The sequence below is a fragment of the Actinoplanes sp. NPDC051861 genome (assembly GCF_040681145.1).
In the GTDB taxonomy this organism is placed as follows: Bacteria; Actinomycetota; Actinomycetes; order Mycobacteriales; family Micromonosporaceae; genus Actinoplanes.
Genome location: NZ_JBFAYE010000006.1, coordinates 119,443 through 138,525, shown reverse-complemented (window position 1 = coordinate 138,525; position 19,083 = coordinate 119,443). Strand labels below are relative to the sequence as shown.

At 71.1% G+C, this 19,083-nt stretch carries 18 protein-coding genes; 15 read left to right on the top strand and 3 right to left on the bottom strand.

The window, feature by feature from the left end; translation table 11 throughout:
* Positions 1 to 154: 154 nt before the first annotated feature.
* The 3 genes from AB0M02_RS19325 (at position 155) to AB0M02_RS19315 (ending at position 3,977) form a co-directional block, all read left to right on the top strand.
* Positions 155 to 1,918, top strand: a complete 1,764-nt coding sequence (locus AB0M02_RS19325; RefSeq protein ID WP_364228497.1) for a glycogen debranching enzyme N-terminal domain-containing protein — start codon at positions 155 to 157, stop codon at positions 1,916 to 1,918.
* 11 nt (positions 1,919 to 1,929) lie between these two features.
* Positions 1,930 to 3,159, top strand: a complete 1,230-nt coding sequence (locus AB0M02_RS19320; protein ID WP_364228949.1) for a glycosyltransferase family 4 protein — start codon at positions 1,930 to 1,932, stop codon at positions 3,157 to 3,159.
* Between the two features lie 74 nt (positions 3,160 to 3,233).
* Positions 3,234 to 3,977: an alpha/beta hydrolase family protein gene (locus AB0M02_RS19315; protein WP_364228947.1), complete on the top strand. Its 744-nt coding sequence runs from the start codon at positions 3,234 to 3,236 to the stop codon at positions 3,975 to 3,977.
* On the opposite strand, the gene AB0M02_RS19310 is transcribed toward AB0M02_RS19315, so the two are convergent.
* Positions 3,974 to 4,879: a PAC2 family protein gene (locus AB0M02_RS19310; protein ID WP_364228945.1), complete on the bottom strand. Its 906-nt coding sequence runs from the start codon at positions 4,877 to 4,879 to the stop codon at positions 3,974 to 3,976. The two genes, AB0M02_RS19315 and AB0M02_RS19310, sit on opposite strands and share 4 nt — an antisense overlap.
* Positions 4,880 to 5,061: 182 nt before the next feature.
* Between AB0M02_RS19310 and AB0M02_RS19305 the strand changes: the two genes are divergently transcribed.
* The 5 genes from AB0M02_RS19305 to AB0M02_RS19285 are packed head-to-tail and all read left to right on the top strand — an operon-like array spanning position 5,062 to position 9,034.
* Positions 5,062 to 5,655: an EcsC family protein gene (locus AB0M02_RS19305; RefSeq protein WP_364228943.1), complete on the top strand. Its 594-nt coding sequence runs from the start codon at positions 5,062 to 5,064 to the stop codon at positions 5,653 to 5,655.
* Positions 5,656 to 5,688: 33 nt separating this feature from the next.
* Positions 5,689 to 6,270 (top strand): fibronectin type III domain-containing protein, encoded by a 582-nt coding sequence (locus AB0M02_RS19300; protein ID WP_364228495.1) that lies wholly within the window; start codon positions 5,689 to 5,691, stop codon positions 6,268 to 6,270.
* Positions 6,271 to 6,304: 34 nt separating this feature from the next.
* Positions 6,305 to 7,879 carry a Na+/H+ antiporter gene (locus tag AB0M02_RS19295; protein ID WP_364228493.1) on the top strand — a complete coding sequence of 525 codons (1,575 nt, stop codon included), beginning with the start codon at positions 6,305 to 6,307 and terminating at the stop codon, positions 7,877 to 7,879.
* On the top strand, positions 7,876 to 8,139 hold the full coding sequence (locus AB0M02_RS19290) for a UBP-type zinc finger domain-containing protein (protein WP_364228491.1): 264 nt from the start codon (positions 7,876 to 7,878) through the stop codon (positions 8,137 to 8,139). The genes AB0M02_RS19295 and AB0M02_RS19290 overlap by 4 nt, the downstream gene beginning before the upstream one ends.
* A 1-nt stretch (position 8,140) precedes the next feature.
* A complete protein-coding gene (locus tag AB0M02_RS19285; RefSeq protein ID WP_364228490.1) occupies positions 8,141 to 9,034 on the top strand; it encodes a ketopantoate reductase family protein in 894 nt (297 codons plus the stop codon).
* A gap of 419 nt (positions 9,035 to 9,453) precedes the next feature.
* Here the strand turns inward: AB0M02_RS19285 and AB0M02_RS19280 are convergent, their stop codons facing one another.
* Together AB0M02_RS19280 and AB0M02_RS19275 are read right to left on the bottom strand one after the other, a co-directional pair.
* Positions 9,454 to 10,293 carry a hypothetical protein gene (locus AB0M02_RS19280; RefSeq protein ID WP_364228488.1) on the bottom strand — a complete coding sequence of 280 codons (840 nt, stop codon included), beginning with the start codon at positions 10,291 to 10,293 and terminating at the stop codon, positions 9,454 to 9,456.
* Positions 10,294 to 10,359: 66 nt separating this feature from the next.
* Positions 10,360 to 10,830, bottom strand: a complete 471-nt coding sequence (locus tag AB0M02_RS19275) for a hypothetical protein (protein ID WP_364228486.1) — start codon at positions 10,828 to 10,830, stop codon at positions 10,360 to 10,362.
* 287 nt (positions 10,831 to 11,117) lie between these two features.
* On the opposite strand from AB0M02_RS19275, the gene AB0M02_RS19270 reads away from it, so the two are divergent.
* The 7 genes from AB0M02_RS19270 to AB0M02_RS19240 all read left to right on the top strand — a co-directional run bounded on the left by AB0M02_RS19270 (position 11,118) and on the right by AB0M02_RS19240 (position 19,028).
* On the top strand, positions 11,118 to 11,774 hold the full coding sequence (locus AB0M02_RS19270) for a hypothetical protein (RefSeq protein ID WP_364228941.1): 657 nt from the start codon (positions 11,118 to 11,120) through the stop codon (positions 11,772 to 11,774).
* Between the two features lie 202 nt (positions 11,775 to 11,976).
* Entirely contained in the window at positions 11,977 to 12,876 is a 900-nt protein-coding gene (locus tag AB0M02_RS19265) for a DMT family transporter (protein ID WP_364228484.1), read from the top strand.
* Between the two features lie 209 nt (positions 12,877 to 13,085).
* On the top strand, positions 13,086 to 14,054 hold the full coding sequence (locus AB0M02_RS19260) for a hypothetical protein (RefSeq protein ID WP_364228482.1): 969 nt from the start codon (positions 13,086 to 13,088) through the stop codon (positions 14,052 to 14,054).
* 31 nt (positions 14,055 to 14,085) lie between these two features.
* The gene (gene trmB, locus AB0M02_RS19255; RefSeq protein WP_364228480.1) at positions 14,086 to 14,772 is read left to right on the top strand and encodes a tRNA (guanosine(46)-N7)-methyltransferase TrmB; all 687 of its coding nucleotides are present in this window, start codon (positions 14,086 to 14,088) and stop codon (positions 14,770 to 14,772) included.
* A gap of 40 nt (positions 14,773 to 14,812) precedes the next feature.
* Positions 14,813 to 16,930 carry an ATP-binding protein gene (locus AB0M02_RS19250; protein WP_364228478.1) on the top strand — a complete coding sequence of 706 codons (2,118 nt, stop codon included), beginning with the start codon at positions 14,813 to 14,815 and terminating at the stop codon, positions 16,928 to 16,930.
* A gap of 59 nt (positions 16,931 to 16,989) precedes the next feature.
* Entirely contained in the window at positions 16,990 to 18,396 is a 1,407-nt protein-coding gene (locus AB0M02_RS19245) for a selenium-binding protein SBP56-related protein (protein ID WP_364228476.1), read from the top strand.
* Positions 18,393 to 19,028, top strand: a complete 636-nt coding sequence (locus tag AB0M02_RS19240; protein WP_364228474.1) for a hypothetical protein — start codon at positions 18,393 to 18,395, stop codon at positions 19,026 to 19,028. Before AB0M02_RS19245 ends, AB0M02_RS19240 begins: the two co-directional genes overlap by 4 nt.
* The last annotated feature ends 55 nt before the right edge of the window (positions 19,029 to 19,083 follow it).

Genomic DNA, 19,083 nt, shown 5'->3' with positions numbered 1-19,083 from the left:
CATGCCCATCCGGGGGATGGGTTAATCCTGCACAGCCGCGTCAGCGGCCATTCTCGCGGACATCACTGCTAACGTCGGCCCGACTGTCCGGTTAGCCCCTGATATCTCCCCGTCCGGGGGTTCTGCGGGGTCACCTTTGAGCAATCGAGGCGTCGTGCCGCGATCTGAACAGATCACCTTTGGCCCGCAGGTGTGCGGATCCCTCGCCGTGGACGCCGGCGGCGGAAGGGAATGGCTGGTCACCGACGGTCTGGGCGGGTTCGCGTCGGGCACCGTCAGTGGACTGAGGACTCGCCCGAGCCATGCGCTGCTGACCGTCGGCGATCACGCCGCGCTGGCCGCTCTGGACCTGACTGTGACGCTCCCAACAGGAACCAGGATCACGCTCTTCACCCATCAGTGGGAGTCCGGCGCGATCGATCCCGCCGGGCACCGGTTCCTGGAGACGTTCACCCTCGCCAGCGGGCTGCCCCGGTGGCGGTGGCGGATCGGGGACGTGGTGATCGAGCGGGAGCTGGCCCTGCGGAACGGGCATCCGTCGCTCGCCGTCGTGCACCGCGTGGTGAGCGCACCCGAACCGGTCGGTCTCGCGGTGGCGGCCATGTGCACCTGGCGGGAGACCGACGGGGTGCGGCACGCGTCGGATCCGCCTCCGGTCGCGGAGCCGGTCGCGGACGGCGTGGTGATCGAGGACGCCTATCGGCTGGCCGGGCCCGGCTGGCAGCCCGGCGGATTCTGGCACCTGGGCGTGCGGGCCGGCGATCACGCCGAGGACCTCTGGCTGGCCGGGACGTTCTTCCAGCAGACCGGCCCGGGCGGCGGCATGGAGATCTCCGCGTGGGGCGGCACGCTGAGCGAGAGGCCGCCGGCCGCGTCGGTGGTCATCGCGGCGGAGCGCGAGCGGGCTCATCGGCTGGTCACGCTCTCCAAGACAGAGGGGTACGCGGAAACGCTCGCGTTGTCAGCGGATCGATTCGTGGTGCGGACCGCCGAGGGTGTCGACGTCCTCGCCGGTTATCCGTCCCCGGAGCACGACCCGGCCACCACGATGGCCGCCTACGAAGGGTTGTTCCTCGACACCGGCCGGGCCGAGGAGGGCCGTGAGCTGCTGATCCGGCACGCTCGGGCACGCGATCCGCAGGGTTCGCCGTACGCGCCTCTGTGGTTGGTGCACGCGGTTGACCGGCATGTCACGCGTACCGGGGACAGCGACCTGGCGGCGAGGCTCGCGGTGCCGCTGGCCCGCCTGCTGCGCCGGTGGATCGGCTCGTTTCCGGCCGACGGTCTCCTTCAGCTCTCGCCCTCGGGCAAACACGTCGACGTCAACGCCCTGTGGGTGAACGCGCTCGCCGCGATGGCCGACCTGCTCGCGGAGGCTCGCCTCGACGACACCGAGCCGCGCGCCCTGCACGCGCGCGCCCGGGACTCGTTCGTGTCCCGCTTCCCGGCGCCCGAGGGCTGGCTCCACGACGTGGTGGAGGGTCCCGCGGCGACCTACCCGCTCGGTGCCGGCGCCCACCACGACGACCCGACACTGCGTCCCGGCCAGCTGTTCGCCTGGTCGCTGCCGCACGCCCCGATGCGCGGCCTCACCGGAACCGCTCTGCGCGCCGCCGGCGAGTCCCTGCTCACCCCGCTCGGACTGCGCACCCTGGCCCCCGGCGAGTACGGCTACCGCAGCACCGGTGACGGCCGGGTTCTGCCGTGGCTGATCGGTGCGTACGCCGACGCCTGCGACGCCATCGGCCGCCCGGTCGAAGGCCTGCTCACCGGCCTGGAGGCGCACCTGTCCGAGTGGGGCACCGGCTCGGTGAGCGAGTACGCCGACGGCGACGCCCCGCACCACGGCGCCGGCCGCCCGTTCTCCGCCCGCTCCGTCGCCGAGGTCCTGCGCGTGAAACAGAGGTACACGCCGTGAGCCGGATCCTCATGCTCTCCTGGGAGTACCCGCCGCTGCTCGTGGGCGGGCTGGGCCGGCACGTGCACGCGCTCGCCACCGCCCTGGTCACGGCCGGGCACGAGGTCACCGTGGTCACCCGGCACGTGCCCGGGGCGCTGCTGGAGGAACACACCGAGGGCGTACGCGTCATCCGCGCCCCCGACGACCCGCCGACCTTCGACACCACGAGCGGGAACCTGCCGGCCTGGGCGATGGCCTTCAACCACACGCTGACCCGCGCCGCGCTGCGAGCCGCCCGGACCGGCCGCTACGACGTCGTGCACGCACACGACTGGCTCGTCGCCCACGCCGCTGTCACCCTGCGCGACCACCTGGACATCCCGCTCGTCGCCACCGTCCACGCCACCGAGTCCGGCCGCCACCAGGGCCACCTGCCCGCCGCACACAACCGCACGATCGACGACATCGAGCGCTGGCTGTCCACCGAGGCGGTACGCGTGATCGTCTGCTCCGACTACATGAAGCGCGAGGTCGGCCGCCTCTTCGACGTGCACGCCACCCGCGCCGACGTGGTCCACAACGGCGTCGACGCGCTGCGCTGGCGAGCCCGCCCCCGCGCCGTGGCCGCCGCCCGCTCCCGCTACGCCGGCGACGGTCCCCTGGTCAGCTACGCCGGCCGGCTCGTCTACGAGAAGGGCGTGCAACACCTGCTCGCGGCCGTACCGATGCTCCGCCAGGGCTTCCCCGGCCTCCGCGTCGTGATCGCCGGCGACGGCCCGTACCGTCGTGAGCTCGAAGCCCTGGCCTCCCCCGGCGTGACGTTCGCCGGCTTCCTGGGCGGCCACGAACTCACCGCGCTGATGGGCGCCTCCGACTGCTACGTGGTACCCAGCATCTACGAGCCGTTCGGCATGGTCGCCCTGGAGGCAGCCGCCGCCGGCACCCCCGTGGCCGTCTCCGACACCGGAGGCCTGACCGAAATCGTCGAACACGGCGTGACGGGCGTGAAGTTCGCCCCCGCCGACCCCGCCGCCCTCGCCTGGGTGACCGGCGAGGTCCTCGGCAACCGCGACTACGCCCGCACCCTGGCCCAACAGGCCCACCAGCGAGTACGCACCGACTTCAACTGGCCCACCATCGCCACCCGAACCACCACCGTCTACCGAGCCGCCCAGGCCACCGACGCCCACCGCGTCTCCCGCGAGGCCGAAACCCTCCTGGCCCACGTCCCCACCACCCGCCAACCCGCCCCCGTCTGACACCCCGAAGCGGGGGGAGTCCGCGATGAGGGACTTTCGGGCGCGGCTGTGACGTGATGCCCGAGACTGTCGGGATGGCCATGATCCGCTGTGACTTCGAGTCCGAGGCGCTGGAGATGAGCACCTCGATGACGGTGCTGCTGCCGGGCGGCGACGCCGCGGATCCACCGCCGCTGCTGTACCTGCTGCACGGCCTCACCGACGATCACAGCGCCTGGTCCCGGTACAGCTCGGTGGAGCGGTACGCGTCCGAACGCGGCATCGCCGTCGTCATGCCCCAGGTACACCGCAGCTTCTACGCCAACGAGGCGTACGGGATGCGCTTCTGGGACTTCCTCTCGGCCGAACTGCCGGAGACCGTCCACCGGTTCTTCCGGGTCTCGGCGAGGCGCGAGGACACCTACGTCGCCGGGCTGTCGATGGGCGGCTACGGGGCGATGAAGTGGGCGCTGCGGGAACCCGAGCGGTTCGCGGCGGCCGCCACCCTGTCGGGTGCGCTCGATCTCGCGTACATCCAGGAACACGACCTCAGGCCGCACATGCGCGCCCTGGTCGCCCGGGTCTTCGCCGACCGGCACGTGGCCGGCGGCGACGAGGATCTGATGCACCTGGTCCGCGTAGCGGACCGTGCCGTGCTGCCGCGCCTGATCCTGCGCTGCGGCACCGACGACTACCTGCTGGCGCAGAACCGGCGGTTCGTCGCCGCCTGCGGGACCGCAGGCGTCGACCTGGACACCGAGTTCGCACCGGGCGGGCACACCTGGGACTACTGGGACACCCAGCTCCCCGGTGTGCTCGACCGGCTCGTCAAGAACTAGCTGTCGTCGCGGCTCTGCTCGGCGAGGAAGCGCTCCAGCTCCGCGCCGAGCTCCTCGGCCGTCGGCAGCGGGGTGTCCGAGTCGGCGAGCAGGTTGCCCTGCCGGCCGCGGACGAACGCGTCGTACTGCGCCTCCAGCGAGGTGACCAGCCGGCCGGCCTGCTCGTCGTCGGCGATCTGCTTGTCCACCTCTTCGCGGACGAGCTTGGCCGACTCGCGCAGCCCGCCGGTCGGCAGGGCCAGGCCGGTGCTGGTGGAGACCGAGTCGAGCAGCAGCTCGGCCGCCGCCGGGTAGCCGGTCTGCGCCAGGTAGTGCGGCACGTGAGCCGCATAACCCAGGGCGTCGTGTCCGGCGTTGCCGAGGCGGAACTCCAGCAGATTGCCGACGCTCGCCGGGACCTGCACCCGCTGCAGCCAGGACTCGTGGTCGCCGAGCAGCCGCTTGTCGGTCGCGTGCGCGGTGACACCGACCGGGCGGGTGTGCGGCACGGCCATCGGGATGGCGTTGAGCCCGACCGTGAGGCGGACTCCGAGGCGCTCGATCAGGGCGGTGACCGCCGCGATGAACCGCTCCCACTGCAGGTCCGGCTCCGGGCCGGCGAGCAGCAGGAACTGGGTACCGAGCTGATCGGTCATCAGGTGCAGGGCGAGGCTCGGCTCGTCGTAGCTCTCGAAGCGGTCCGCCACGAAGATCATCGGTGGGCGGCGTGAGCGGTAGTCGAGCAGTTGATCGAGGTCGAACGTGGCTATGACCTCGCTCTCCAGGTGCTCCAGCAGATTTTCCCGGGCGAGCTGGATCGCGCTTCCGGCGTCGACGAACCCGGTGAGCGCCTGGATGAGCACCGGGCCGTCCAGGGCCGGCAGATCGCCGGCCACCTCGTAGAGCCCGTGTGGGTCGAGCACGCTGCGGACCTCCTCGCGAAGTGACACCCGCCGGCGCGGGGTTCCTCTACCAACCATGCGCCGCCGGCGTTAATTCCACACCCGTGATGATCACTTACGTGCGCGCACCTCTCACACTGAGGGCTGTGACGACGACGACCACCGCCACCGCCACCGCCCCTCCCGCCTCGCTCTGGGCCCGGATGAAGGCCGACCCGCAGTACGCCCCCGAGCACCTGGCTCTCGAAGCCGTCCGCCGGCTGGGCCCCGAGGCGGCGGAGTGGGCCGCCCACCACCAGCCGAAGGACCCCGACGAGCTGGCCCTCGAGGCGATCCGGCACTTCACCACGCTGGCCCGGATCTCCGGGGCGGTCTCCGGCGCCGCCGGCCTGCCCGGCGCGGTCCTCGACGTCGGCGTGCTCGCCTGGAACCAGGCGCGCATGGTGCTGCACATCGCCGCGGCGTACGGGGTCGACCCCACCGCCCCGGAGCGCGCCACCGACCTGCTGATCCTGCAGAAGGTGCACCACGTCGCCGAGAGCGCGCGCATCGCCCTCGGCGTCGCCGCCGGCCGCGAGCGGGCCAGCCGCATCTTCACCGGCAGCACCAACCGGCCGCTCTTCCGCGTGCTCGTCTCGCTCGGCGTCAAACTCGGGCAGATGGCCGGCGTCCGCGCCGCGCGCAAGATCTTCGCCAAGATGATCCCCGGCGCCGGCATCATTCTCGGCACCTGGGTCAACTCGGCCGCCACCAAGGACCCGGCCCGGCGCGCCCGGATCCACTACCGGAACGGCTAAGCAACCCGACCGGCGGCCCGAACTCTTCAAGACGTGCAGGGATATCGCAAAGCCGCCGTCATCGTGCTCCCGCTGCTGCTCACCGGCTGCGCCGCCGGGAAAGCCGCCACGAGCTCCGAGGGTGACACCGCCCGCGCGGGCAGCGACTGGATCCTGGTCGACCAGGGCCGGGCCACCAAGGCGCCGGCCGTGAAGTACGGCACCGCCTCGCCGACCCCGGAGCTGACCCTGCCGCCGCTGCCGTCCGCGAGCACCTCACCGGCCGTCAAGCCGAGCGCCTCCTGCACACCGCTGCAGAGCGCCTCCGGCATCGAGGGCCTGGACGTGGTGCCGTCGAGCACCAGCGCCGTGGTGACCTGGTACAACCCGGGCGGCAACGACCTCGTCGACTACCGGGTGACCGCGATCAGCCAGGACCTGAAGGTGGGCGAGCAGACCGAGGTCGGGTGGACCAAGGCGGCGCCGGCCACGTGCGGCGACGTCAGCGCCACGGTCACCGGGCTGACGTCGGGTACGCCGTACGTCTTCTCCGTCGACGTGGTGAAGAGGCGCCAGAACCAGGAGGGCACGTACACCGAGACGATCGCCCGGTCCGGGGTGGTCAGCACCACGTAGGGCACCGGGCCGGCGACTCTCTAAGCTTCCCGGCATGGAGAGCATCGTCGACACGGTCGTCCTGGTGGCGATCTCCGTCGTGGGCGCGGCCCTGGCCCGGCGGCTGGGCTTCGTGGCGCCGTTGGTGCTACTCGTCGCGGGACTGGGACTGTCGTTCGTGCCGGGGTTCCCGGAGGCACACCTCGAGCCGGAACTCGTGCTGGTCGGGATCCTGCCACCGCTGCTCTACGTGGCGGCCCTGCAGACCTCGGTGCCCGCCTTCCGCCTGGCGCTGAGACCGATCCTGCTCCTGGCCGTCGGACTCGTGGTGCTCACCGCTTTTGTGATCGGTTACCTCGTACATCTGATGTTGCCGGAGGCACCGCTCAGCGCATGCGTCGCACTCGGCGCAATTGTCGCCCCGCCCGACGCCGTTTCCGCGACCGCGATCGCCCGCCGGGTCGGACTGCCTCGCCGCGTCGTCACCATCCTCGAGGGCGAGAGCCTGCTCAACGACGCGACCGCGCTGGTCATGGTCCGGGTCGCGGTGGCCGCGCTGTCCGGCACCGCGATCGGCTTCTGGGACATCAGCAAGGACGTGCTGGAGACGGCCGGTGGCGGCCTGGTGATCGGCCTGGCCTTCGCGGTCGCAGCGGCCTGGCTGCACCGCAAGATCGAGGACGCGCTGCTCGACGACGCGGTGTCGCTGCTCACCCCGTTCGTCGTGGTGATCGTCGCGGAGAGCCTGCACATGTCCAGCATCGTGGCCGTGGTGATCGCCGGCCTCTATCTGGGCCACCGCATTCCGTACCTTCTCTCGGCCACCTCCCGGCTGCAGATGGACGCCGTCTGGCGGCTGGTCAACTTCCTGCTCGAGGGCGTGGTCTTCCTCCTCGTCGGCCTCCAGCTGCGGTCCGTGGTGAGCAGCATCGAGACCGACATGCGAACCACCGTCCAGGTCACCGCCGTGGTCTTCGGCGCGCTCGTGGTGATCCGGTTCCTGTGGATGTACCCGGCCACCTACCTGGCCCGGCTCATCCCGCGCATCCGCAACCGGGAGGACCGGCCCGCCGTGACCGTGCCCACCGTGATCGCCTGGGCCGGCATGCGCGGCGTGGTCACCCTCGCCGCCGCGCAGACCCTGCCGCTGCCCGGCGAGGACGGCGTACCCGACTATCCTCGGGAGCTGTTCGTCTTCGTGGCGTTCGCGATCATCGTGCTGACGCTGTTGGTTCAGGGCACCACACTGCCGTGGCTGGCCCGCCGCCTGCGGGTCGTCCAGGACACCAGCGCCGAGGACGCGCTGGCCGAGGCGGGCGTGCAGCACCAGGCGGGCCGGGCCGCGCTGGAGGCGCTCGACGCCAACGCCGACGGCGCACCGCCCGCGGTCGTGGAACGGTTGCGTGCCCAGATCGAGAGCCGCTCCAACAACGCGTGGGAGCGACTCGGCAGCCAGGCGCGGGAAACGCCGTCGGCGGCGTACGGTCGCCTGCGCCGCGAGATGATCAAAGCTGAGCGGCACGTCTTCAAGATCGCCCGCAACGAGGGGCGGATCCCCGAGGAGGTGCTGGTCCGCGCTCAGCGAGAGCTCGACCTGGAAGAGTCACAGTTGCAACGGAGTGTCGATTGATCTGCCAGCATCTCAAGGACGCCACCGAGCCGGCCCCGCAGAGCGAGTACGCCGCCGGCTGCCCGCAGTGCCACGCCGCCGGTGACCACGACTGGGTGCACCTGCGCCTCTGCCTGACCTGCGGCTACGTCGCCTGCTGCGACTCGTCGCCGGCCCGCCACATGTCCGCACACCACGCCGCCGAGGGTCACCCGGTGATGCGCTCGTTCGAGCCGGGCGAGACCTGGCGGTGGTGCTACGACGACGAACAGCTGGGCTGACATGCGCACCCTGGTGGTCGGCGCCGGCGCCACCGGCGGCTACTTCGGCGGCCGCCTCCTGCAGGCCGGCCGGGACGTGACCTTCCTGGTCCGCCCCGGCCGCGCCGCCCACCTGGCCGAACGCGGCCTGCGCCTGCACGGCCCCGACGGCGAGACCATCCTCTCCGCACCGGCCGTGACCGCCGCCGACGGCTTCTACGACCTGGTCCTGCTGGCGGTGAAGAGTTACCACCTCGAGGCCGCGCTGGCCGGCCTCGCCCCCGCGGTCGGCCCCCGTACCGTCGTGATCCCCCTGCTCAACGGCATGCGTCACATGGACGCCCTGACCGGCGCGTTCGGGACAGACCGGACATGGGGCGGCGTCTGCATGATCCACGCGATGCTGGACTCCTCCGGCGACGTGGTCCAGATGACCGGCCTGCACCGCCTCGCCTTCGGCCCACTCGAACCCGACGACCGCCTCCCCGCAGTCTCCGCGACGCTCATCGGGGCCGGCTTCGACGCCCGCGCCTCGACCGCGATCCTGCAGGAGATGTGGGAGAAGTGGGTCCTGCTGGCCACGCTCGGCGCCGCCACCACCCTCATGCGCGGCTCGATCGGCGCCATCAACGCCGCGCCGGGCGGCCCCGCTTTCGGCCAGGCCCTGGCCAACGAGGCGATCGCCGCGGCGACAGCGGCCGGTCACCCTCCCCGGCCCAAGGCCTTGGCGATGCTGGAAGCCGCGATCGCCACAACCGAGCCCACAACCTCCTCGATGTACCGCGACCTCCTCCAGGGCCTCCCCGTCGAAGCCGACGCCATCGTCGGAGACCTGGTCACGGAGGCCTCCGCACACGGCGTCCCGGTCCCCTTGCTGTCAGCGGCCTACGTCGCGCTCCGTGTGTATTCCGGCTGATTCTTTTTCGTACGCGACACGGGGAACCCACCGGACCCCCGCGTCTTGGCCCCACACCGCGACCAGCCTGCGACACCGGGCCGCAGCGCGCCCGCCGCGACACGGAGCCGGGTCACCGTCCCGGCCGTGAAACCAGGGGGATGGATGCACACCCCGCCTCCTTGATCGGCCCTCGCAGACTTACCCGGACACTCGCCGGATTTCGCGCGGAAGCGACAACTGTCGCGTCCGCCTGAGAGTTGCGAGCGGACGAGGCGCTGACCTGGCACTCGCAGAGTAGATCCGGATCTTGAGGATTCCGAATCGTCCGGGCGTGCTCTGCACTTTCAGGACAGCGGCAGGCGCCCGCCCCGCTCCTGGGCCCGGGCGCCTGGGGTCGAGGACGGTCGTAAGGTTGCTGGCCTGGTAGAGCCGAATTCTCAGCCGATTACAGGAGCGCCTTGTTGACGGCCCCGGCGAGAGACGTCCATGCGGCCTGTGATTTCAGCGGTGAAGATGTCGATGATCGGCCGCCCAGGCTGAGCGGCTGCTGTGGCAGTCACGTCCCAGCCCAGCTCTGCCTTCGCGACATCGACAAGGGTGTCGCGCAGTAGGTCCTCGATTTCGGTGCGGGTCACCGCGCCCGTGTAGTGGTCTTTGGTCCGCAGGATCTCCTTGCCCTTGAGCAGACGGACCAGTTCGTCTTGGGTCGCCGCATGGTCGCCGGCGGCGTCGGAGTCCAACAGCGCGGCCACTTTGAGCTTCTGCCCTCGCAGCAGCGCGCAGTAGTAGACGACCTTGCTGGCGGATTGGGCCGGCGTGATCGCGATGTCGTTCCGTATGGTCACTACCCCGGCCTCGCGCATCGCTGCCGCCACGCCCTCAAGGAACCACATGTCCGTGAGGCCCTCGCAGACGAGGTTGCGCTTCTGCCCGAACAGGCTCTGGGCGAGCTCGTAACCCAGCGCCGCCTGTAAGGGATAGACCGACCGCGGGTCGTCAACAACAAGGGTCGAATGAACCTTGGTGCCTGTTCGCCGGTCCTTCATTTCCACCACACGCACCAGGTGCAGCTCGTCGGTGCCCACCATGAACGGCGAGTGCGTGGTGTAGATGATCTGATTGCTGGCGGCCAGCATCGAGACCGTCTTGCGGAACTGCTGTTCGGCGTCGAGGGCGGCCGCCGGTTCCGGCTGGTGGTCCACGAACCGGCGCCACCCTTCCTTGGTGGTCAGCGGATCGTCCGGGTCCAGGATGTCGTCGTCACCGACGGATCTCATCTCCACCTCTCGGCTTCGGCTTCGAACACCCCGAACGGGATGACTTCGGCGTCCGGGCCGGTGCGTTCATCGGCGACCGGCGGTGCGGCGGGCTCGGGTAGCGCTGGCCGGTGCGCGGCCTGCCTCGCGCGGGTCCGTGCGGTGATCCGGGCCCCGGCCCGGTCCGTGCTCGGTGCGGGTGAGAAGTTCGTCGAGGACCCGGGCGAAGTCAGTCTCGGTGGCGCCGGCGCCGGCCAGGCGTCGGGCGTGGCGCCAGGTGAAGTCGGCGAACGGTGCGGACACCATCGGCAGCTGGGTCCAGGCCGCGGTGATCCAGCCGTCCGGGGTGCGTAGGTGGACCTGGGAGACGTCGCAGGGGTCGTAGTGGACCTCCCACCGGCCTCCTTCGGCGATCACTCCGGAGTGCTGGTGTCGGTAAGGGCCGAGGCCGGCGGTGTTGTAGGTGCGGTTGCCGATCTGGATTCCCTCGTCGGTGATGCGCCACCACTCAACCGGCAGCAGTTCCAGATGGTCCTCGCCGGACAGGGCCAGCGGCATGTATCCGGCTGCGGCGACCAGCGTGGCGTAGCGCTCGTTCGGATGAGCGCTTTTCGGCGGGCGACCCGGCGCGTACGGGTGACTCGCAATGTTTCCCGGGCGCCTCGCAAGATCACTCGCACGTTACCCGGACACTCGCAGAGTTCGCGCGGAAGCGACAACAGCGGAGGGCTCGTCCGGTTGGGAATGTCGTACCCGTCGATTAGTATGTATGTACGAAAGAGGGGCCCTGAGCTGCGGATCTTCAACGCGCAGCGAGTGAGGAGACTGACGTGACCACGTCTGCCATGTCCACGATCTCGACCACACCCGTGCCTGTGATCCCTCCCTATGCGACGATGCTCGGCTTCACGCGGTACGTGTCTCGCACCGGCCCCGCGAAGGCCACGTTCGTCGGCGGGCTCCGCAAGCAGCGGGAGCGTCGCAGCGGGTTCAACCCGCACGGCCAACTGGTGAAGGCGCTGAAGGCGGACATCGCGTTCCGCACCGGCGGCAGCTACCTCGGTGGCGTCACCGATCTGGTGAAGGACCGCTGGAAGCCGCTCTACGAGGCGTTGCGTGCCGGCGCCCGCGCCTACCTGACATCACTCGGCGACCCGGAGCGGGTCAGCCTGGCACAGACCCGCGACGCGATCGCCACCGTCGGCCCGCTCGCTGTGAAGATCAACCCGCACTTCGGCCTGCGCTACGAGGACGGCCGCCGCGAGGCGGTCCGGCTGCACTTCGACGAGGAGCCGCCGAGCCCGGAGGCGACCACCGCGATGCTGCACCTGATGGCCCGGCACATGGATCAGATCCTGCCCAACGCCGAGCCGGTCCTGGTCGACCTGCGCCGCGGCGTGACCCACCGCATCGACCCCGCCGCCCGCCCCGGCGACGTCGAGAGCTGGCTGGCGGGCGAGGCCGCCGCCTTCACCGCGATGTGGACCGCCACCGCCGCGTGAGGTGCTGACCCGGTCCCCGGTGCTCTCCCCAGCACCGGGGACCGGCTACTCTTGCCGACGTGAGTCAGTTCTCCGGCGTTCTCTCGCCGCCGCGCTCCTGACCGGAGCGCCCGCCACCCGCTCGAGCCGTGCTCGACCGGTGATTCAGCGCTGTGCTCCGGCGCCGGTTTCCTGAACCGACTCACCTCCACGGAGCACACACGTGTCCACGTCTCTGTCCACCTCGGCCGGCACCCGGCTGAGCCTTCTCCAACTCGCCACCACCGGCATCCTCTGGGGCACCACCGGCGTCGTCGTCCAGGTCGTCGCCGCCCAGACCGGCCTCGGAGCGCTGGCCATCGGCTTCTACCGCCTGGCCGTCGCCGCACTGGTACTCCTCGCCGTCGGCTTACACACCCGCCACCAGGTGATCGCGACCTTCCGCGCCGCACCCGCCGCCACGATCGCCGTCGGGGCCGGCCTCGCCGCCTACCAGGCGCTCTACTTCCTGGCCGTCCGTCTCGGCGGCGTCAGCATCGCCACCGTGGTCAGCCTCGGGCTGGCACCCGTCCTGCTCAGCGCCTGGGAAACCCTGCGCAGCCGCCGACGCCCCAGCACCGCCACGATCGCAGCCTCGGTAGCCGCGACAACCGGCCTGATCCTGATCGCCGGCGCCACGATCACCCCGGGAGCGGGCACCGCCGGACTGGGCCTGCTCGCCGCCGTAGCCTCCGGCATCGTCTACGCGGCGTCGACCGGCCTCAGCCGCCACACGGCACAGGGCGTACCCCCACTGACCCTGACCACCCTCTCCTGCGTGATCGGCGCCATCACCCTGGCTCCCCTGGCACTCCTGGAGGGCGTGACGTTCACCCCTTCGGCGGCAAGCGTCGCGCTGCTGGTCTACGCGGGGGCGATCACTACGGCACTGGCATATGCGCTCTTCTACTCGGGCCTGCGCCACACCTCGGGCAGCGTGGCCGCGGTGGTCACGCTGTTGGAGCCGCTGGCCGCGGCCGCCCTGGCGGTGGCCCTCCTCGGCGAGCCGTTGAACGGCGCCACGATTTTGGGTGGGTCGCTGCTGCTCGGAGCCGTTCTGAGCCTGTACCTCCGAGCCGCCTGACCGCTAACCCGCCGTCGCTCGCCCCGGCCGGGATGGCTGGGGCGCCGGCGGAGGATGACCACAGCGCGGGTGGGTTGAACGGGTTATGGGGAATCATCCGGAGCGGTGGGAAATTTGGTGGTATCGGCGAGGTAATCGCTTAGGTGCAGGCTGGTTGCGACGATTACCCCTGGTGGACAGGCAGGCAGAACTTCGGGGGGCGTTCGGCCATGAAGAAGATCGCTGGATGGGTGGCGCTGACGACGGCGCTGGGGCTGCTGCACCCCGCGGCGGCCCAGGCGGGCCAGGCGGCGCCGACGTTGCCGAGTCTGGTGGCCTATGTCCGGGGTGGGGATGTCTATGTCAGTAAAGGGCCCACCGAGAAGCGCCTCACCACCGGCGGTGGATATGCGAGGCCCCGCTGGTCGCCCGACGGGAAGCTGATCGCGGTGCTGAAGGGCGGGCAGCTCTGGACGATTGAGGCGGACGGCACGGGTGGGCGGCGGCTCACCACCAGGCCGGCGGCCGGGCCGTCCTGGTCGCCGGACGGGAAGTGGATCGCGTTCGCGTCGCTGTCGTGTTCGGGTGGGGCGGGGGTCTACCGGATCTCAGCGACGGCCAAGGCCGCGAAGCCGGAGGTGCTGTTCCCGCGGGACTGCCGGGGTGTGGCTCTGCCCGCGGAGACGCCGGTCACCTCGCGGAAGGAGGCGGCCGCGCTGGTCGAGCGCCTGCGCACGGATGACGCGGTGGCCTGGTCGCCGGACGGGAAGCGGGTGGCGTTCCGGGGTGGCGACTGCGAGTCGGTCTACGACGCGTGCCTGAGCATCGGGGAGGTCGTCTCCGGTGCGGAGAAGACGGTCGCGGCGTACGGCGGCGGCGGCGTCCAGAACAGCGGCTTCGCGGTGGTGCCGAGCTGGCGGCAGGACGGGGCGAAGCTGGCGTTCACCGCTTACGAGCAGGGTGAGACCGCGGCGGAGAGCAAGCCGGTGCATCTCGTGGAGTACGACACCGTGACCGGGGCCAAGCGGACGCTGGGTACCGCGCTGGACCGGGAGCTCTCCTACCTCGACGCGAGCCGGGCCGTGGTGACCGGCGAGAAGGCCGGCGCCTCCTGGGTGACCGTGCTCGGGCTGGCGAACGGCACCCGGCAGCTCTTCCGCTCCGGCTCCCAGCCGAGCATGCAGCCGACCGGACGGTGAGACAGGGCGCGAGGCTATCGTTGGCCCCGCCATGACTGAGACCGCCGAACACCGCCCGATCCGCACGTTCCACCCGCGACGGGGTCGGATGAGTGCCCGCCACTTCGACGCGTACGAGGCTCTGTGGCCGCGGTTCGGGCTGACGATCGTGGACGGCGACCGGAGTCCCCTGGATCTGGCGGCCCTGTTCGAACGCGACGCTCCTGTCGTACTCGAAATCGGTTTTGGAATGGGTGACGCGACCGCGGCGATGGCCGAGGCAGATCCCGGACGCGATTTTCTCGGCGTCGAGGTGCACACGCCGGGCATCGGCGCCCTGCTGGCGCTCACCGGTGAGCTGGGGCTGACGAACGTCCGGGTGGCGCACGGCGACGCCCTGCAGCTGGTGCACCGGATCGCGCCGGGCTCGCTGGACGCGGTGCACGTGTTCTTCCCGGATCCCTGGCCGAAGGCGCGGCACCACAAGCGCCGCCTCATCCAGCCGGCGAACGTGGCACTGCTGCGGGACCGGCTGCGTCCCGGCGGGGTGCTGCACTGCGCGACCGACTGGCCGGAGTACGCGGAGGCGATGGCCGAGGTGCTGGAGGCGGATCCGGGGCTCGGCCGCCTGCCGGACGGGCCGCACGAACGTCCGCGGACGAAGTTCGAGAAGCGCGGCGCGGCGGCGGGCCGGCCGATCAAGGATCTGAGGTTTGAGCGCGCAATTTGCCGCTTTTAGCCTTTTCGCCCCTCTACCCTGAGGTGTGGAGGTCAGGGCCATGCGGCGAGACGACCCCGGCGTCGGCGCCGGGCGGTCCGAGAGGACGCCTGCGGCGGAAGCCGCGGCATTCGCGCGCCCGGCCGAGCCTCACGGGGGGACGGCCGTCGACGAGCATCCACGTTCGCCGGCGGCCGCCAAACGTTTCGACGGGTTTCGCCCGCCCGTCTTCCCGTCCGGCCCGGCCCTCCACCGCGGTGTCCTGACCAGCGGCTCCGCCGACCAACTCGCCGCACTGGTCGCCCGCGCCGCGCGCGCTCCGAGCGCCTGCATCAAGTTCGTCGAGGGTGCCGAGCTGCGCCTGTACGGGAGCTGGGGCAACGCGGCCGCCATGAACGACGAGCTCGGCGGCCTCGTCGTGAGCGGCGCCACCGCCCTGGTCATCGACGACCCCGAGGCCTTCCTCGGCTATCCCGTGTACGACCGGCTGGGACTCGTCATCGGGGTGTGCTGCGCGTACGACCACGGCCCCCGGGAGTGGACGCCCGAGCAGATCACCGCCGTCGCCGAGGCGGCCGAGGTGGCGACGCTGCTGATCGGCGAGCAACTCGCGCGGTACGAGCTGGAGCAGCAGCACCGGTTCCTCGACGCCGTCCTGGACAGCCTGCACGACGGGGTGGCCGCGTGCGATGCCACCGGCCGGGTGGTCTTCGTCAACGACCGGATGCGGCGGCTCTGGGGAGAGCACCCGATCGCCGAGGTCACCGGGCTGGTCGACGGTTCCGGCGCGCCGCTGGTCCGGGAGGAGCTGGGCCTGTTCCGGGCGCTGCGCGGGGAACGCGTACGCGACGAGCCAATCGCCGCGCAGGGCCTGAGCCGCCGCACCCGCTACTTCCTGATGGATGCCCAGCCGATCCACGGGCTCGACGGGCGGGTGATCGGCGCCGTGCAGGCGATCCAGGACGTCACCCGGCAGCGGCGCGCGGAACGGTTCCGCAGCTGCGAGCTGGCGGTGACCACCGCGCTGGCCGAGGCGCCGTGCATCGAGGCGGCCGGTCCGCGGGTGCTGGAGGCGGTGGTCGCCACGCTGGACTGGGTTCACGCCGAGCTGTGGATGGTGGACGAGGAGACGATCCGGGCGGCGGCGCGGTGGAGCGCCCCGGGCTGGCCCTCCGGCATCCCGGTTCCGGAGGAGCTGGCGTACGGTCAGGGCCTAGCCGGCCGGGCCTGGCAGGTGGACAAGCCGCTCTGGATCCGTGACGTGGGCCGGCCGCAGAGCCTGATCTCCCCGGACACCTCGGCCGACCGGCTGCACACCGCGCTCGCCATCCCGGTGCACGACGGTTCGGGGCAGCCGGTCGGCGTGCTCACGGTCTTCGCCGACTCGGTGGAGGACCCGGAGGACGAGCTGGTCGCGCTGATGTCCGGGATCGCCGCGCACCTCGGGCAGTTCGTCGAGCGCCGCCGGGTCGAGGACCTGCAGCGGCAGCTGACCCGGAGCAAGAACGAGTACCTGGCGCTGATCGGGCACGAGCTGCGGACGCCGCTCACGTCGATCAGCGCGTACACCGAGCTGCTGCGGGAGGCGGACGAGACGACGCTGGTCCGGGAGGGCCCGCGGCTCATCCAGGTGATCGAGCGGAACACGACCCAGCTGCGGGACATCATCAACGAGCTGCTGGAGCTGTCGGCGCTCGACGCCGGGCACGCGGACGTCCGGCGTACCCCGATGGACCTGGCCGCCGTCGTGCGCGACGTGGTCGATCGCACCCGGGAGGCAATCGACGGCGCGCCCGTGGTGATCGACGCGGATCTGCCCGGCGAGCTGATCGTCCCCGGCGACCGGGACCGGCTGCGGCACATCGTGGAGAATCTGCTCAGCAACGCGGTCCGGTACAGCCCGGACGGCGGCCACGTCGAGGTGACGCTGCGCAGCACCGGGCGGGCCGCCGAGCTGGCCGTCTCGGACGCGGCGGGCGACGTGCCGCACATCGAGCGGGAGCAGATGTTCACCGGTCTGTACCGCACCGCCCGCGGCCACGACCGGGTGCTGCCGGGCAGCGGGCTGGGCCTGACGCTGAGCCGCGCGGTGGTGGAGAAGCACGACGGCAGCATCGAGCTGATCGGCGGGGAGACCGGGACGACCGTGCTCATCCGGCTGCCGCTCGAGGCGCGTTGACACTTCGTTGACAGTTGTGACTCTGGTCACCGTCGTTCGCCGGGACGAGGATGAGGCACATGACGCGATGGACTCCGGACCCGAGCTTCTACCCCTCGCCACGTGATGCCGCGAGCGCGCCGGCCGAGCAATTGGCGTACGTCGCGGCCTTCGACCGCGCCGCCGAGAAGCCCGACGCGATCGCCGTGATCGACACTGACCCCGCCTCGGCCGCCTACGGCACGGTGGTGGGCTGGACCGACCTTCCGAACACCGGCGACGAGCTGCACCATTTCGGCTGGAACGCCTGCAGCAGCGCGCTCTGCCCGACCGCACCGCACCCGCACGTGGAGCGCCGCTATCTGATCGTTCCCGGCCTGCGGTCCTCCCGGATCTATGTGCTCGACACCAAGGACGACCCGCGCAACCCCCGGGTGATCAAGGAGATTCCGGCATCGGAGCTGGCGAACAAGGCCAACTACTCGCGGCCGCACACGATCCACTGCGGCCCCGACGGGATCTACGTCTCCGCGCTGGGCGCGGGGCAGGGCGACGTCGGACCCGGCGGCATCGCGGTTCTCGATCACACCACCTTTGAGGTACGCGGGGCGTGGGAGGCCGACCGGGGAGATCAGGAGTTGGCGTACGACTTCTGGTGGCACCTCAACTCCGACGTGCTCGTGACGTCCGAGTGGGGCACGCCCAACATGATCGAGAACGGTCTAGTCCCCGACCTGCTGCTCGGCCGCCAGTACGGCCACCGGATCCACTTCTGGGACCTGGCCAAGCGCAGTCTGGTGCAGACCGTCGACCTCGGTGACCAGTACCAGATGACCCTCGAGCTGCGGCCCGCGCACGACCCGGCGAAGACGTACGGATTCCTCGGTGTGGTGATCAGCGTCGAGGACCTGTCCGCCTCGGTCTGGCTGTGGCACCGCGAGGGCGGCGAGTTCAAGGTCGTCAAGGTGATCGACATCCCGGCCGAGCCCGCCGACCCGGCCGACCTGCCGCCCGCCCTGCAGCCGTTCAGCGCCGTCCCGCCACTGGTCAGCGACATCGACCTCAGCGTCGACGACAAATACCTCTATGTCAGCTGCTGGGGCACCGGCGAGCTGAAGCGCTACGACGTCAGCGACCCGTTCCACCCGGTCGCGGCCGGATCCGTGCACCTCGGCGGCATCGTCCGGCGCACACCGCACCCGTCCTTCCCGGACGAGCGGCTGGCCGGCGGCCCGCAGATGGTGGAGGTGTCCCGCGACGGCAAGCGCGTCTACGTCACCAACTCGCTGTACGGCTCCTGGGACGACCAGTTCTACCCCGACGGCGTGGGTGCCTGGCTGGCCAAGCTGGACGTCACCGACGAGTCGTTCACGCTGGACCCGCGCTTCTTCCCGCACGGCGACGAGTTCCGCGGGCTTCGGGTGCACCAGACGCGGCTGCAGGGTGGGGACGCGTCGTCGGACTCGTACTGTTTCCCGTCGCAGTGACCTGGACCCAGTACGGCGCGCTTCTCGCGCTCGGTGCCTTCCACGGCCTCAACCCGGCGATGGGCTGGCTTTTCGCGGTGGCACGGGGCATGCAGGAGCGCAGCCGCACGGTGTTCCTGACGTCCCTGCTCCCGATCGCGACCGGCCACCTCGGCTCGGTCGCGATCGTCGCGGCGGTCGTCTCGGCCACCCGATCGGTGACCACCGCGAACGTGGTCGGCATCGCCGGCGGCGTGGTGATGGTCGGCTTCGGCCTGTGGCGGCTGCTCTCCGAGCGGCACTTCCGGTGGGCCGGCATGCGGCTCAACGCCGCCCAGCTGACCGGCTGGTCCTTCCTGATGTCCTCGGCACACGGCGCCGGCCTGATGCTGCTCCCGGTGCTGGCGACGACACCGATGGCCGGCACCGGGCACGCGGGCCACGCCGTGCCGGCCGCGTCGGGCGCTCTGGAGGGCCTGGCCGCGGCGGGCGTGCACACCGTCGGGATGCTGGCCGCGATGGCAGCGTGCGGCCTGGTCGTCTACGAGTTCGTCGGCCTCAGCATCCTGCGCAAGGCCTGGTTCAACATCGACCGCCTGTGGGCCGGCGTCCTGGTCGGAGCCGGAGTGATAACGATAGCCCTGACCCGCTGACCCCAATTTCGCGTGTGAAGTTCGGCCCTCCCACAAACCACAACTCAACACACCC

Excerpts from the sequence above, each read along its gene's own strand:
- AB0M02_RS19320 (WP_364228949.1), top strand. The coding sequence starts at position 1,930 with ATGCTCTCCTGGGAGTACCCGCCGCTGCTCGTGGGCGGGCTGGGCCGG.
- AB0M02_RS19315 (WP_364228947.1), top strand. The coding sequence starts at position 3,234 with ATGGCCATGATCCGCTGTGACTTCGAGTCCGAGGCGCTGGAGATGAGC.
- AB0M02_RS19305 (WP_364228943.1), top strand. The coding sequence starts at position 5,062 with ATGAAGGCCGACCCGCAGTACGCCCCCGAGCACCTGGCTCTCGAAGCC.
- AB0M02_RS19295 (WP_364228493.1), top strand. The coding sequence starts at position 6,305 with ATGGAGAGCATCGTCGACACGGTCGTCCTGGTGGCGATCTCCGTCGTG.
- AB0M02_RS19285 (WP_364228490.1), top strand. The coding sequence starts at position 8,141 with ATGCGCACCCTGGTGGTCGGCGCCGGCGCCACCGGCGGCTACTTCGGC.
- AB0M02_RS19280 (WP_364228488.1), bottom strand. The coding sequence starts at position 10,293 with ATGAGATCCGTCGGTGACGACGACATCCTGGACCCGGACGATCCGCTG.
- AB0M02_RS19275 (WP_364228486.1), bottom strand. The coding sequence starts at position 10,830 with ATGCCGCTGGCCCTGTCCGGCGAGGACCATCTGGAACTGCTGCCGGTT.
- AB0M02_RS19270 (WP_364228941.1), top strand. The coding sequence starts at position 11,118 with ATGTCCACGATCTCGACCACACCCGTGCCTGTGATCCCTCCCTATGCG.
- AB0M02_RS19260 (WP_364228482.1), top strand. The coding sequence starts at position 13,086 with ATGAAGAAGATCGCTGGATGGGTGGCGCTGACGACGGCGCTGGGGCTG.
- trmB (WP_364228480.1), top strand. The coding sequence starts at position 14,086 with ATGACTGAGACCGCCGAACACCGCCCGATCCGCACGTTCCACCCGCGA.
- AB0M02_RS19250 (WP_364228478.1), top strand. The coding sequence starts at position 14,813 with ATGCGGCGAGACGACCCCGGCGTCGGCGCCGGGCGGTCCGAGAGGACG.
- AB0M02_RS19245 (WP_364228476.1), top strand. The coding sequence starts at position 16,990 with ATGACGCGATGGACTCCGGACCCGAGCTTCTACCCCTCGCCACGTGAT.